13 protein-coding genes and 1 tRNA gene are annotated in these 13,273 nt (G+C 59.9%); 4 read left to right on the top strand and 10 right to left on the bottom strand.

Features of this window, described 5'->3' with window-relative positions:
• Positions 1–201 precede the first annotated feature (201 nt).
• The 3 genes from Q1V57_RS04580 to Q1V57_RS04590 form a co-directional block, all read right to left on the bottom strand.
• Positions 202–966 carry an outer membrane lipoprotein carrier protein LolA gene (locus Q1V57_RS04580; protein WP_300528047.1) on the bottom strand — a complete coding sequence of 255 codons (765 nt, stop codon included), beginning with the start codon at positions 964–966 and terminating at the stop codon, positions 202–204.
• A 73-nt stretch (positions 967–1,039) separates the two neighbouring features.
• A complete protein-coding gene (locus Q1V57_RS04585; protein ID WP_300528023.1) occupies positions 1,040–2,512 on the bottom strand; it encodes a PAS domain-containing methyl-accepting chemotaxis protein in 1,473 nt (490 codons plus the stop codon).
• 208 nt (positions 2,513–2,720) lie between these two features.
• On the bottom strand, positions 2,721–5,138 hold the full coding sequence (locus Q1V57_RS04590) for a DNA translocase FtsK (RefSeq protein WP_300528026.1): 2,418 nt from the start codon (positions 5,136–5,138) through the stop codon (positions 2,721–2,723).
• Between the two features lie 109 nt (positions 5,139–5,247).
• Between Q1V57_RS04590 and Q1V57_RS04595 the strand changes: the two genes are divergently transcribed.
• Complete coding sequence (locus Q1V57_RS04595; protein WP_300528028.1) at positions 5,248–6,528, top strand: UbiH/UbiF/VisC/COQ6 family ubiquinone biosynthesis hydroxylase; 1,281 nt, start codon at positions 5,248–5,250, stop codon at positions 6,526–6,528.
• Here Q1V57_RS04595 and Q1V57_RS04600 read toward each other — a convergent pair.
• The 5 genes from Q1V57_RS04600 to Q1V57_RS04620 all read right to left on the bottom strand — a co-directional run bounded on the left by Q1V57_RS04600 (position 6,525) and on the right by Q1V57_RS04620 (position 9,109).
• Positions 6,525–7,070: a DsrE family protein gene (locus Q1V57_RS04600; protein ID WP_300528030.1), complete on the bottom strand. Its 546-nt coding sequence runs from the start codon at positions 7,068–7,070 to the stop codon at positions 6,525–6,527. The two genes, Q1V57_RS04595 and Q1V57_RS04600, sit on opposite strands and share 4 nt — an antisense overlap.
• A gap of 34 nt (positions 7,071–7,104) precedes the next feature.
• Positions 7,105–7,404 (bottom strand): DUF971 domain-containing protein, encoded by a 300-nt coding sequence (locus tag Q1V57_RS04605; RefSeq protein ID WP_300528032.1) that lies wholly within the window; start codon positions 7,402–7,404, stop codon positions 7,105–7,107.
• Positions 7,404–7,607, bottom strand: coding sequence for a Trm112 family protein (locus Q1V57_RS04610; RefSeq protein ID WP_300528035.1), 204 nt, complete (start codon positions 7,605–7,607; stop codon positions 7,404–7,406). The genes Q1V57_RS04605 and Q1V57_RS04610 overlap by 1 nt, the downstream gene beginning before the upstream one ends.
• A 14-nt stretch (positions 7,608–7,621) precedes the next feature.
• On the bottom strand, positions 7,622–8,533 hold the full coding sequence (trxA, locus tag Q1V57_RS04615) for a thioredoxin (RefSeq protein WP_300528038.1): 912 nt from the start codon (positions 8,531–8,533) through the stop codon (positions 7,622–7,624).
• Between the two features lie 75 nt (positions 8,534–8,608).
• Positions 8,609–9,109: a prolyl-tRNA synthetase associated domain-containing protein gene (locus tag Q1V57_RS04620; RefSeq protein WP_300528039.1), complete on the bottom strand. Its 501-nt coding sequence runs from the start codon at positions 9,107–9,109 to the stop codon at positions 8,609–8,611.
• Positions 9,110–9,239: 130 nt separating this feature from the next.
• Here Q1V57_RS04620 and Q1V57_RS04625 point away from each other — a divergent pair.
• Positions 9,240–9,314, top strand: a tRNA-Gly gene (locus Q1V57_RS04625).
• A 168-nt stretch (positions 9,315–9,482) separates the two neighbouring features.
• On the opposite strand, the gene Q1V57_RS04630 is transcribed toward Q1V57_RS04625, so the two are convergent.
• Positions 9,483–9,812 carry a hypothetical protein gene (locus Q1V57_RS04630; protein WP_300528040.1) on the bottom strand — a complete coding sequence of 110 codons (330 nt, stop codon included), beginning with the start codon at positions 9,810–9,812 and terminating at the stop codon, positions 9,483–9,485.
• Positions 9,809–10,027: a hypothetical protein gene (locus Q1V57_RS04635; RefSeq protein WP_300528041.1), complete on the bottom strand. Its 219-nt coding sequence runs from the start codon at positions 10,025–10,027 to the stop codon at positions 9,809–9,811. Before Q1V57_RS04635 ends, Q1V57_RS04630 begins: the two co-directional genes overlap by 4 nt.
• Before the next feature lie 389 nt (positions 10,028–10,416).
• Here Q1V57_RS04635 and Q1V57_RS04640 point away from each other — a divergent pair, with 389 nt between their 5' ends.
• Both Q1V57_RS04640 and Q1V57_RS04645 read left to right on the top strand, forming a co-directional pair.
• Positions 10,417–12,534 carry a P-loop NTPase fold protein gene (locus Q1V57_RS04640; RefSeq protein ID WP_300528044.1) on the top strand — a complete coding sequence of 706 codons (2,118 nt, stop codon included), beginning with the start codon at positions 10,417–10,419 and terminating at the stop codon, positions 12,532–12,534.
• Entirely contained in the window at positions 12,527–13,096 is a 570-nt protein-coding gene (locus Q1V57_RS04645; RefSeq protein ID WP_300528046.1) for a hypothetical protein, read from the top strand. The genes Q1V57_RS04640 and Q1V57_RS04645 overlap by 8 nt, the downstream gene beginning before the upstream one ends.
• Positions 13,097–13,273: the final 177 nt, after the last annotated feature.

Raw genomic sequence — 13,273 nt, forward strand, 5'->3', positions numbered from 1 at the left:
GGGCGCAATGCCATGCACCAGTTTTCCAGCGCAGCGCCGGGAGGGGATCAATCCGGCGCGACTTCTGGGTCGGATCCGCAAGCGGGGGGACGACGCCGATCCATTTCGCCCATCAGTCAGCGTTACAATAACGCCACAGCACTTTTATTTCTGCAAATAAAAAATACGAAAGAAATTGCCTGTGTCAATTTTACATCAACCCTAGCGGCGGCCGCGACGCGAATCCCGCTCATCCTCAGGGTCGGGAATAATGAACAGGCGTGGGCTTAGCCGCACATCCGTCTCATGGTCCTGCAAAATGATTCGCGTCATTTCACCCAGCGCGTCGGTTACAAACCATTCCCGCAATTCATAGGTCGGCTCCTCGAAGACAAACTGGATTTGTCCGTCCATCTCGCCATTCGGATCGCGGACCGTGAGGTAGACCAGGCCGAACTCGCGCACGATCTGGGTGATCTGGGCGTCTGCGGCGATATCGATCTCGTCCTTCAGCAACCACCAGAGCGGGGTGGAGCGCAGCGGCGCTCGGTCGACCGTCTCAAGCTGGCTGTCCTCCATCGCCACCGTGGTGCCGTCGGCAATCACGGTAATCGGGCTGGGATCGTCATATTCAAAGCGCAGGCGGCCGGGACGCGAAATCGACAACAGGCCTTCAAAACCCGAACCGTCCGGCGAGATCTGCAGGAAGCGGGCGCGCAGTGTCCGCATGGAATTGAGATAGGCATTGATGCCGGCAATCGCCGCCTGTTCGTCAAACACCGGTTCCGGCGCCGGGGTTGCGGCAGCAGGCTCAATGCCGGGCTCGATAACGGGCTCATCGGCAGTTTCACCGGCATCCGTGGAGGTTGCCGCATTGTCTTGCACGACAGCAGCGGCAAGCACCGGCGTGCGGGCCGGATCATTCAGGGTTGCCGGGCCCGGTTCGGTGACCTGGATCAGCAGGGCGGAAAGCAGGGTCGTAATCATGAGGGTCAAGCTGGCCTGCTATTGCGGCGGGAGCAAGACCTGTGTGTTCATGATGCCGACAGGGTGCAGTGGGTCAGGCCAGCTTGGCGGCCGCCTGTGACATCACACTCGTTGAATGGCTGACGGCCTCGGTGGAATTGGCGATCTGGCTGACCGCATCGGTGACATCGGACACGCTTCTTGATGCGGTTTGCATATTGGCGCTGATTTCCTGCGTCACGGCCGATTGTTCCTCAACCGAGGAGGCGACGGTTGTGGCGATTTCCTCGATCCGGGCAATCGTGCCGCCAATCTCTTCAATCGCGCTTACTGCATTCGCTGTGTTCGATTGTACCGCGTTGATCTGATTGGCGATATCGCCAATCGCCTTCGATGTCTGACCGGCCAGGCCTTTGACTTCATTGGCCACAACGGCAAAACCCTTGCCGCTTTCACCGGCGCGCGCGGCTTCGATCGTGGCATTAAGAGCGAGCAGATTGGTTTGATCGGCGATCGCATTGATCAGTTCGACGACCTGGCCAATCGATCCGGCTGCTTCTGACAGGCTACTGACAATATCGCTGGTTTTATGCGCCTGCCCGACTGCCTGCTGGGCGATTTGCATCGTGTCGGTAACCGAGCGGTTGATCTCGGAGAAGGACGCAGCCAGCTCTTCCGCACCGGCGGCGACGGCGGTGACATTATGGGCTGCATCCGCTGAGGCCTTGACTGCGCCGCTGGCGTGATCGCTCGAGGTGCGCACATGCTCGCCAACCGCGCCAATCTCATCGAGAAGGCTGCGCTGCAGGGCTTCGCGTTCGAGGCGGCTTTGGACCTGGGCCGTGACGTCGGCGGCGAGCTTGACGATTTTCACCAGCTTGCCGTCGAGGCCGTGTACCGGGTTATAGCTGGCCAGCAGCCAGATTTCCTCGCCTGCCTTGTTGACCCGGTGAACCTCTCCGGCGAAGAACTCACCGCGTCCAAGCCGCTCCCAAAACGCCTTGTATTCCACGGAACTCGCATAGGCAGGCAGGCAGAACTGGCGATGATGCGCGCCGTTCAGCTCTTCCTGCGTATAGCCCATGAAATCGAGGAAGTTCTGATTGGCGCCGAGAATCTGACCGCTCAGATCAAACTCGATGACACATTGAGAGTTTTTGATCGCAGCCAGCTGGCTTTGGTAATCAAAACGGCGCAGCCGCTGTTCGGTCACGTCGGAGGCCAGCTTGATAATGCGTTCGACATCGCCCTGGTTGTTGCGGATCGTGCAATAGCTCGCTTCGATCCAGATCTCCCGGCCATCCTTGTTGCGGCGGCAGAACTCGCCGCTCTGGATCTCGCCGCGGCCCAGCCGGGTCCAGAAGTCGGCGTATTCCGCGCTTTGGGCGTAGTCCGGATCGACAAAGATGCGGTGATGCGCACCGACGACTTCATCCTCGCGATAGCCCATTGCCTGGAGGAAATTCTCATTGGCCCGGAGGATCGTGCCGTCCGGCTCGAACTCGATGACAGCATAGGCCGCATCAATAGCATCCATTCGGGGGTCGCGGGCTTTGAAGAAGTCCATATCGGGCGCTCCGGGCATCTGTGGGGGCAGACGATGCGCTCATATAGTTAACGTTCGCTTTGTGCGTATACGCAACTAAATGAGGGTTATTCCGGAAGGCTGAACCGCATTTTTTCAGGGCTTTGGTGTATTTCCGGGTTCCAATACCGCAGCGCTAAGGACTGACGCCTAGCCCCAAGTTGTAGCGCCATGCACACGCTGTTGTTAATTATTCACCCGGCTCCGGCAGGAATATCTCTCGCCGTCCGGCATGGTCAGCAGGGCCGATCATGCCCTCTTCTTCCAGGCGTTCGATCAGGGTGGCGGCGCGGTTATAGCCGATGGAGAGGCGGCGCTGGATATAGCTGGTCGAGGCCTTGCGATCGCGGGCCACGAGGGCCACGGCCTGGTCAAACAGGGCGTCTCCGGATCCTTCGTCCTCCATGCCCGGAATGCCATCCTGATCGTCTTCCCCGCCGGCGGTAACGGCTTCGAGATACTCCGGAGCCCCCTGTTTCTTCAGGAAGCTGGCGACATCCTCCACTTCACGGTCGGAGACGAACGGGCCGTGCAGGCGGCGCAGGCGCCCGCCGGAGGCCATGTAGAGCAGGTCGCCCATGCCAAGGAGCTGTTCCGCACCCTGCTCGCCGAGAATGGTGCGGCTGTCGATCTTGGAGGTCACCGAATAGGAGATCCGGGTCGGGAAATTGGCCTTGATCGTACCGGTGATGACATCGACCGAGGGGCGCTGGGTGGCGGTAACGAGGTGGATACCTGCAGCACGGGCCATTTGCGCCAGGCGCTGCACGGCCGCCTCGATCTCCTTGCCGGCGACCAGCATCAGATCGGCCATCTCGTCGATCACGACGACGATGTAGGGCATTTTCTCGGCTTCGATGGTCTCGGTCTCGAAAACCGGCTCGCCGCTTTCCTTGTCATATCCGGTCTGCACGGTCCGCGACAGCGTCTCGCCCTTGGCCTGGGCCTCGGCGACGCGTTCATTGAACCCGGACACATTGCGCACGCCGATCTTGGACATGCGCAGATAGCGGCTCTCCATCTCCCGTACGGCCCATTTCAAAGCCACCACAGCCTTTTTCGGCTCGGTGACAACAGGTGTCAGGAGGTGGGGAATGCCGTCATAGACCGAAAGTTCGAGCATTTTCGGGTCGATCATGATCATGCGGCACTCTTCCGGTGGCAGCCGGTAAAGCAGGGACAGGATCATGGCATTGATGCCGACCGACTTACCCGAACCGGTCGTACCCGCGATCAAGAGGTGCGGCATGCGGGCCAGGTCGGCGACGAAAGGCTCGCCGCCAATGGTCTCACCCAGCGCCAGGGGCAGCTCGGCCTTGTGATCCTCAAACGCCTTGGCGTTGAGCAGGGCGCGCAGGAAAACGGTCTCGCGCTGGGCATTGGGCAGCTCGATACCGATGGCGTTGCGCCCCGGCACAACAGCGACGCGGGCCGCGGTGGTCGACATGGAGCGGGCGATATCATCGGCGAGATTGATGACACGGGAGGATTTTACCCCCGGTGCCGGCTCGAATTCATACAGGGTCACCACTGGGCCGGGGCGAACCTGGACGATCTCGCCCTTGACCCCGAAGTCAGACAATACGCCCTGCAGAAGTTCGGCATTCTGGCGCAAGGCAGCTTCATCGACGGCATCATTGCGGACCGCCGGCTTGGTCAGAAGGTCGAGGCGCGGCAGTTTGAAGCCCTTGGACTTGGCAAAGGGCAGCGCTCCCTGGGCCTCGCGGGCATCGCGGCCGGACGGTTTGGCCTTCTTGGTCGCCTTGACCTTGACGTTCGAGGCGGGGGTGGCGGCGATGTCTTCCGGCTCGTCCTCAACGCTGTCGAAATCGCCTTCATCGGCCGCCCGCATGGCCTTACGCAGGGGCGCATCCTCGCGCTCCGTCTCGCCGCTGATTGGATCACGGCGTTCGGCCGGCTCACGATCTCCGGAAAACATGCCGGCCGCTGCTGGGCCGAGGCCCCGGACCCGGTCGCCCCAGACGCGCACGGTCGCCCAGGCCAGACCGGCGACATCGGCCGCGGAGGACACATCACGGGAGCGCAGGCCGAAGGTGAAGAAGATGCTGACGGCGAGCACGATGAGACCCAACACAGCAGCAATCAGATCCGCGGCCGGCAAATCGATGGCCTCAGGTCCGCTGGCGATCCAGCTGCGCAGCAGATCGCCGATAGCGCCGCCCAGGCCGGCGGCAAAGGTCCAGCTGGCGGGTACCGGCAGGGCCGATACTGCGATGGCAAAGCCAAGCGTACCGAGAATGCCGAACAGCCAACGCAAGGGCGCGATGGAGCCGGAGCGTTGCTGCGGCATGCGCCAGATCAGGACAATGCCCCAGACAATCCAGGCGATAGCCGGGCCTGCAGCGGCCCAGCCCAGGGTCTGCAAGGCAATATCAGAGACCCCCGCACCATGTACGCCGAGCCAGTTCTGCACATCGCCGTCAGAGGCGACATTCCAGCTCGGATCAAGCGCGTTATGGGTCAAAAGCGCGATCAGCAGGCAGGCGCCGGCCGCCAGCAGGATAAAGCCGGCGATCATATCGCGGGCACGCAGGCGCCAGGCGGGCGGGCCAGCCGGTACGGACGTGTTGGAAGCAGACTTCGACATGGGACCGGATTTACCCTGCAGCGGGTTCAAAAGGGGTTAACAGAAGATAAAGCAGACCGCGACGCCATGACCGCTTTTCTTGGGCCTCAAAGCGGCTAATCTCCGCGCCATGATGGACAAGACACTCTTTGACGGTGATGCGGTTATTATCGGCGGCGGGCTCGCCGGGCTGACCCTGGCGCTGGGGCTGGAGCAGGCCGGTCTGACGGTCGCCGTGGTCGATACCCTGCCACTGGAAGACCGGTTGGCGCCGGAATATGACGGCCGGGCCTCGGCTCTTGCCTACACGTCCTGGCGCATGTTCGAAGCGCTTGGCGTTGCTGACCATCTCCGCCCCCACACGGAACGTATTGAACACATTCTGGTCTGTGATGGCCGCCCCTATGGCGGATCCCGCCCCGGCGGGCCTGGCCCCCACACCCTGCATTTCGACCGTCAAGAAATCAGCGACGGTCCTGACGGTGAACCGCTCGGCTGGATGGCCGAGAACCGGCACACGCGGCATGCACTGGTCAAAGTGCTCAAAGAGCGTGACCGGATTATGGCCATCGCTCCGGCCAAGGCGTCCGGCTACGAGATTTTCCCTGATCATGGTGAGGTGACGCTGGACAGCGGCGATACGCTTCGGGGCAAGCTGATCATCGCCTGTGACGGCAAGTTCTCCCGTACCAGGGCTCAGGCCGGTGTGCGGTCCTCGGGTTGGAATTACGGTCAGAAAGGGGTTGTTGCCACGGTCCGGCATGAACAGCCCAGCCAGGGCGTGGCCTACGAATATTTCTTGCCAGGCGGGCCTTTTGCCATCCTGCCACTTCCTGACAACCGAGCCTCGCTGGTCTGGACCGAGCGGGACAAGGTAGCCGATGCATTGATGGCGTCGAGCGATGAAGTCTTCCAGCACGAGCTGGACAATCGCTTTGGTGATTTCCTCGGCAAGGTCGAGCCGGTCGGGCCGCGTTTCGCCTACCCGCTGGGGCTGCGCTATGCCGAGCGCTTCTGCGAGGAGCGCCTGGCCTTTGTCGGCGATGCGGCGCGCGGCATTCACCCGATTGCCGGCCAGGGGTTCAATCTCGGCATCCGTGACGCCGCCGCGCTGGCGGAGGTCTGCGGTGAAGCCAAGCGGACCGGCCATGATATCGGCGCGCTGACAACGCTGAAACGCTATGAAGACTGGCGCAAATTCGACAGCGCCACGCTGGCGGTCGGAACGGACTTGTTCAACCGTCTGTTTTCCAACGATATCGACCCGATCCGAGCGGTCCGCGGTATCGGCCTGTCCATCGTCAACAAAATCCCGCCGGCGCGCCGTTTCTTCATGCGCCAGGCCGGAGGCGAGACCGGTGATCCGCCCAAATTGCTCAAGGGTGAGAAGCTGACCGCCGCCGGAGCCTAGAAGGGGTTCAGCGTATAGCCGTCAGCTTGCAGGATGGCATGCGCGGTCATCGCCGAAAGCGCCATGGTCACGCCGGGCAGCAAATCGTCATTGCCGATACCCTGATATTCCGCGCTCTGGCCGCAGACATAGAATTGCACGCCGTGACGGGCGAGCTCGGCAATCAGAGCAGCGTTGGCGTTTTCTGTTCCGTCATGGCGTGCGCCGTAATGGCTTGCCCGCGTGAAATCATGGACGGCCGAGCCATGGATGACCAAGGCCAGGTTGAGATTCTCGGCCGGAATGCCGGCGGCGGCATGCATGTTCAGAAAACGCGCGGCGGAAACGATATTGCGGTTCAGCTCACCGCCTTCGCCTTCATCGACGAGGTCAAAGCTGTGGCGGAACACCATTCCGTCCGGGATCGGCATGTCGTTTTCGATCGGCGCGTGCGGCCCGTAATTCTCGATCAGCGGACCCGTCGAGAAATTATCGAAGCCCTGCGCCTGTGACGCGGTGCCAGTGAGCGCAACAGCGCAGGCCGTAAGCAGAATTGAGCGCATTTGATCCCCCCTTGGGCCCGGAACGGGCCCGGTTTCAGGCAGCCTGACCCAGGGCGTAGAGATAATCCCAGGTGAACAGCCCGCTATCATGGCCATCATCGAAGACCAGACGCACAGCATAGCGGCCGACCGGTTCGGCGGCGGTGACGAGCACGTTTTCCTTGCCCGTTACAATGACTTTCTGGTCCGGACTATGGCCCTGGACTTCCGCCGACGGGCTTTCCACGCGCAGCGTTTCAAACGGAATGGAGAACTCGGCGCCATCGTCGAAACGGACCCGCAGAGCCTTGTCGGCTTTCGAGAAATTCAGGCTTTGCGGCCAGGGGCGGTTCATCAGCTGTCCTCCAGCGGGCGCGCCTCTTCCGGCAACATGATCGGAATGCCGTCACGGATCGGATAGGCCAGTCCCGCCGCTTTGGAGACCAGTTCCTGGGCCTCGGCGTCATAGTCCAGCGTGCTGCGGGTAACCGGGCAGACCAGGATCTCCAGCAATTTGGGATCGACTTTCTGCTCCGGTGCGGTGCTCGTCTCGGTCATGGTTCAGGTCCTGATCAGGCGAAGAGAATGGAGGAGAGGCGGCGGCGGCCTTCGCGGGTGATCTCGCTCATCGGGCCGGCGGCTTCGAAGACTTTCAGCAACAAGGTGCGGGCAGCCTGTTCATTCCATTCGCGATCCAGCGCGGTAATGGCCAGCAATTGATCGACAGCGCCTTGCTGATCGTCGGCGGCCAGCAGGGCTTCAGCGAGTTCGAAGCGCGCGTCCAAGTCGGCGCCGTCAGCCGCGACCTTGGCCTTGAGGGCCGAGGTCTCGTCATCGTCTGCCGGTTCGCCGCCGGCCAGCTCGAGCGCTGAGCGCACCCCGGCAACGGCCGGGTCGGACTGCTTGTCTTCCGGGATTTGTGCGAGAATCTGCTCGGCTTTGTCCGGCTGTCCGGCCTTGATAAAGACGCGCGCCATGCCGGCCAGGGCAGCTACATGCTGCGGATCGGTCTGCAGCACGCCGGAAAACGCCTGCGCCGCTCCTTGCAGATCGCCAGCTTCCAGCGTCTTCAGGCCGGCTTCCACCATGGCCTGGATCTCCGCCTCGCTCGGACCGTCGCCGGAGACGCGGCGGATGAAATCCTTGATTTGGCTGTCAGGCAGGGCGCCCATGAAGCCATCGACCGGCTGGCCATTCTTGAAGGCGAAGACGGCCGGGATCGACTGCACGCGCAATTGCTGCGCGATACCCGGGTTCTCATCGATATTGATCTTGACCAGGCGGACCGCGCCTTCGGCCTCGCGGACCGCATTCTCGATCGCCGGGCCGAGCTGGCGGCAGGGGCCGCACCAGGGCGCCCAGAAATCGACCAGGACGGGCACCTCTTTGGAGGGTTCGACCACATCCTGCATGAAGGCCTGATCGGAGGAGTCCTTGATCAGACCCGTATTCATATCGTCGGCCTTGCCGTCCATCAGCGTCATAACGCGATCCTCATTGCAGTCTCTTGGCCCTCTAAGTGGCCTTTCTGACCGCGTGGTGCAAGGCGGCGGGGCGCCCTAAAGCAGAGCCGTGAAGTCGAAAACCGTCGGTTCATGTCCGGTCAGGCGGGCGAATTTGAGCAGATCGGACGGATTGATCGCAGTCGTGGCGGTGTTTTCCAGCGGATGGAAGTTCACCGGATCATGCTGCATCAGCGCTGCGTCGACGATGAAACGGACTTTCTGCTCTTGATCATTGAGCAGGGCGAAGGCCGTGACCGAGCCCGGGCGAACACCAAGCGTGTCGTAGAGCAATTCCTCGCGGCCAAAGGAGAGGCGCTGACAATCGAAATGCTTGTGCAGCTGGTTGATGCGGATCTCGCTCTCCCCCAGCGCCGAAATCAGCACCAGCCGGTCCTTCTTGTCTTTCAGGAACAGGTTCTTGGAATGCCCGCCGGGCAGTTTTGCCTTGATGTCGCGCCCCTCCTCTACGGTGAAGATGGGGCGGTGCTCCGTGGTGACATGGGCGATGTCATGGCGGTCGAAGAAGGCGAAGAGATCAGTGCGGGTAATCGGCATGACTGCTTTTCAAGCCTGCCTGCGGGCGCGGATCAAGTCATGTGCAAAACGACTCAACGAGGCTCTTGCAATCTCACCGGCTTTGCGCGATATACCGCGCTCCCCAGCGGGCCCCGGCTCGCAAACATGAGCGGGCGTAGCTCAGGGGTAGAGCGTCACCTTGCCAAGGTGAATGTCGTGAGTTCGAATCTCATCGCCCGCTCCATACTCTCCGATCCTTATATCCCATTGATACATATGGATAAAAAGGCCCGAAAATGGCCTGTGTAGGAACTGTGTAGGTGGGTGAGAAGATTTGTGGTTTCAGAACAAAGCCATCTGCCGCCGATTTTTCATCGTTGCCAGCCCGCGACACAAAGTCCAGAGGCCACCCTCAAAAGAGACTGAATTGACGATGCCTGTCTAGGCGCGCTTTCCACTCTGGCGACTGAGCTGCCTCTTCAAGCCAGGCGATCACAAAGTCGGCTGGGCCTCCGAACTTTCTGACAACATCACGATGCACGAAGTGAGATCGATAGCTGGTTTCAGTGATGGGGATGATATGATTATCCGGATCGATCACGCGCACCTCGAAGTGCGCGGTTGCAAACGGACTGACATGCTCGACCCCAAGCCAATGCTCTTCGTAGCTGACTGACAGGGCGATGCCCTGCCAGTCCAAGGTGAAGCGCTCAAATTGACGTTCGGGTTCTTTGGCGCTCATGCGTCACCGCCTTCCTGAGCGTCAGCCGCAATGGCGCGCATAACCATGCGGCCGCCAAGCGGTAGGGCATTGCAGCTGATGGAAAAGCCGAGCCCATCCTTGTTGGGCCAAGCCGCACCGATTTCGGTCCAGCTGGCGTTGTCGCCCTCGCCATTGACGCTGAAGATGCGATGGGTGGGGCGATTGCTGATGGATGTAGAGTGTTGAGTTGCCATGATACGTCTCCTTTTCTGATTGCCGCGGACCATTCCGCGGCTTCATGGGGAGCCGACAGGGCAGAGTGATGAGGGGCGGATCACACCCCGCGCATGCGCCCGTCAGGGAGCGGAGCTGCACGGAGCGTAAGCGGAGGAAGCGAGCTGGGTTGAACCGGTCCGGCTCTGCCCTAGACACGCGATAGATAGAAGCCGCTGGAAGGTCTCACGGGTGAATTGGGAGACCGGATCGCTACCTGAACAAACTCACGGCCGCACGGCACAAGCTTGACTTGTAAAGCTCTTAGTCAGACCTATCTCCTTTTACGTGAAGGAACTTTGATTGAGCGACGAAGATGTGCAGCGATAACGTATCGACGGACAGTCCAATCACATCGCCCAAGAGCGACATGTATGGCTTGGACACATTTGCGCACTCAATTGCCCAAAGCATTCGGCTGTCTGTTCGCCCCGAAGGCACTACAATCGCGATCAACGGTGCGTGGGGCTCGGGCAAGAGTAGCGCTATTAACCTGTGCGTGAACCATCTTCAGAATGAAGTTGACGCCGGTTCGATCGTGATAGTGCGCTTCAACTGTTGGTGGTTTCGAGGCGAAGAAGCGCTGGCCCTGGCATTTTTCCGGGAACTGCGGGCGGCGCTCCAGCCCACCTTATCAGCCAAAGCTGCGGAGATATTGCCTAAACTCGGTGCGAACCTGCTGAAAGCGGGGTCCGTGGTCAGTCCAGCTCTCAATCTCTTCGGACTTGGCGGTGCGGGTTCGATGGCCGCCGGCACCATGAACTGGCTTAGCGGGATGATTGATGAGGGGGACAGCGTTGAAACCCTTCACCAAGCATTGGCCGATGCACTTCGACAGAGCGATAAAAGACTTCTCGTCGTAATAGATGACATCGACCGATTGAGCCCAGACGAGGCCTTGTTGATATTCCGTTTGGTGAAGTCAGTCGGACGACTTCCCAACATATTGTATCTTCTTGCCTATGATCGCGAGATAGCCGAACAGGTCGTCACAGAGCACTATCCTTCAGAAGGTCCGCACTATCTCGAAAAGATTGTACAAGCGGCATTCGACCTACCCGCTCCCGCTCGAACGGATTTGAACAAGGCGTGCCTCAAACAGGTTGAGCGAATATGCGGCGCGCCTCCGCAAGAGCAACACACTCACATACTAAACTTGTTCCACGAGGTTATTGCCCCGGAAATTCAAACGCCGCGCGATGTTCTGCGATTTGCGAATGCCTTGACGATTACATGGCCGGCAATCGGCTCGGAAGTTGATCTTGGCGACTACCTCGCAATTGAGGCGCTACGTTTGTTTCAACCGGAGATATTTCGCGCGGTGCGCGGCAATAGGTCAATTGTCTGCAATATTCCTAGTGAGCGCGCCCGGCGCGAGGAGCTTTCGTCGCAATATGATGATGCCCTGCTTGCGAAAGTCGATGCAATGGAAAAGCCGCGCATGAAGCGCGTGTTGATGAGGCTATTTCCACCCCTTGAGGCCGTGTGGTCTAACGTTTGGCATTCATCTTCGAGTGGACGTTGGGCAGCGCAGCGACGAGTTTGCAGCTCTGCACATTTCGACACCTATTTTCGATTTAGCCTCTCTGATGATGCTGCACCGAGGAGCGACATCGCTAGTCTCATTGCCGAGCCCTCCAACACATCGCTCATCCACGACATGTTCCGTCAGGCGGTCAATACTATTCGCGGCAACGGCACCACTCGGGCTGCGGTCCTGCTTGACGAGCTGAATGTAAACGCTAGTCGATTTTCTGATGAGGCCGTTCTGCCGTTCCTAACGAACCTGTTCCAAATCGCCGACGAAGTTGACGTCCCACAGGATCGAGAGCGCGGTTTTGAGATTACGGGCAACAATCTTCGCTTTCACTGGTTGCTACGCGCGTTGACTATCGAGCGCTTTTCGATTGAAGAGCGCTCTGATTTAATCAGAACCGCATGCGAAACTGCGTCCCTCGCATGGCTGGTAGACCTGACCACCTCTGCGCATGGCCAACACCAAGAACGAGAAGACCGTGATCCGGTGCGTGAGGAAGATCGGTTGATGACGCTGGCGGATGCGCAATCACTCCGAGAATTTACGCTAGGCAAAATCAGGGACGCTGCTGGGAGCGGTGCACTGTTGGAGGCCAATCGCCTCAGCTACATACTGTACCGGTGGCGCGATTTCGCAGGCGATGCGGAACACGAGGTGCGCGAATGGGCCTCCGAGCAGCTTTCCGATGACCAGTCTGTCGCGAAATTTGCTCACTCGTTTATGAGCACCAGCTGGGGTCAGGGCTTCGGCTTTAATGGTCTTGGCGACCTTGTTGCGACGCCCAGTGATCAAGTGCCAACCAGCGGATTGGATGATGTGCTGGACGAGCAGCGTTTCCGTGAACGTCTGGAGGAGCTTGAAGCTAGCACCGCGATCAGCGCAGAGGAGCAAGAAATTGTTTCGCGCTATCTTGCGGCTTGGCGTGCCCAGGATAGGGGGAGCGATGACTAGGACCGAGATTCCCGGGCCGAGGCATTTCGCGATTGAACTGCGAGATGATGAGAAAGCGCTTTGCGAAGCTGTCGAGTTCGAGGCGCTTCGTTTGCAGCACGGCTATCCTGCAAAGCGAAATGGGGAGATGGCGGCCCAGCTAGTGGCGTTGCTCACAGAAAGAGATGCAATACCAGAATGCCGACTAAATTGGTTCGTTGATCCCGCATATAATGTCGGCGGACGAGGCCAATCTCGTCGGGAAACATTCGAGCGTAATGGCTGCACCGGTCGGGACATTCTCGAACACCCCCATTTTTTGCCGTATCTGCGCTACTTCATTTGGGGCCCGCAACTTCCCGCGCCGGCGATCGAAGGTTTTTGCGACGCCATTGATCAGTGCTTTGGTCACATCACATCGAGCGACATATCAACGCTCAGCACAACAGCACGTAAACTGTTTCGAGCAAGCAGTCTTGATCGAAGGTTCGCAGCTGAAGAGTTCTTCAAGCTCGCGATCGAGTGCGGCGTTCCTCTTCACTATGCTCCCATCATCCGCGACGCCATCATGCGTGCGCGCTAAACACAAACGCCTAGAAAGCCTCCAGCGACGTGTGAGCTGGCCGCCCCTCATGGCAGTGGAATGAGTACGGTGCGTACGTTCTCGATGACCGGACGCACCGTCGCGTTGCTCGCAACGCCTACTTGAGATGCAAGCCTGTCACGGCGAGTAAGTGATCCCGTGATGCATCGGCGGATC

The organism is Maricaulis sp. (assembly GCF_030149425.1).
In the GTDB taxonomy this organism is placed as follows: Bacteria; Pseudomonadota; Alphaproteobacteria; order Caulobacterales; family Maricaulaceae; genus Maricaulis.

Coding starts and splice junctions, on each gene's coding strand:
- Q1V57_RS04645 (WP_300528046.1), top strand. CDS start 12,527: ATGACTAGGACCGAGATTCCCGGGCCGAGGCATTTCGCGATTGAACTG.
- Q1V57_RS04610 (WP_300528035.1), bottom strand. CDS start 7,607: ATGACCGAGACGAGCACCGCACCGGAGCAGAAAGTCGATCCCAAATTG.
- Q1V57_RS04605 (WP_300528032.1), bottom strand. CDS start 7,404: ATGAACCGCCCCTGGCCGCAAAGCCTGAATTTCTCGAAAGCCGACAAG.
- Q1V57_RS04600 (WP_300528030.1), bottom strand. CDS start 7,070: ATGCGCTCAATTCTGCTTACGGCCTGCGCTGTTGCGCTCACTGGCACC.
- Q1V57_RS04630 (WP_300528040.1), bottom strand. CDS start 9,812: ATGAGCGCCAAAGAACCCGAACGTCAATTTGAGCGCTTCACCTTGGAC.
- Q1V57_RS04580 (WP_300528047.1), bottom strand. CDS start 966: ATGATTACGACCCTGCTTTCCGCCCTGCTGATCCAGGTCACCGAACCG.
- Q1V57_RS04635 (WP_300528041.1), bottom strand. CDS start 10,027: ATGGCAACTCAACACTCTACATCCATCAGCAATCGCCCCACCCATCGC.
- Q1V57_RS04620 (WP_300528039.1), bottom strand. CDS start 9,109: ATGCCGATTACCCGCACTGATCTCTTCGCCTTCTTCGACCGCCATGAC.
- Q1V57_RS04585 (WP_300528023.1), bottom strand. CDS start 2,512: ATGGACTTCTTCAAAGCCCGCGACCCCCGAATGGATGCTATTGATGCG.
- Q1V57_RS04640 (WP_300528044.1), top strand. CDS start 10,417: ATGTATGGCTTGGACACATTTGCGCACTCAATTGCCCAAAGCATTCGG.
- Q1V57_RS04595 (WP_300528028.1), top strand. CDS start 5,248: ATGATGGACAAGACACTCTTTGACGGTGATGCGGTTATTATCGGCGGC.
- trxA (WP_300528038.1), bottom strand. CDS start 8,533: ATGACGCTGATGGACGGCAAGGCCGACGATATGAATACGGGTCTGATC.
- Q1V57_RS04590 (WP_300528026.1), bottom strand. CDS start 5,138: ATGTCGAAGTCTGCTTCCAACACGTCCGTACCGGCTGGCCCGCCCGCC.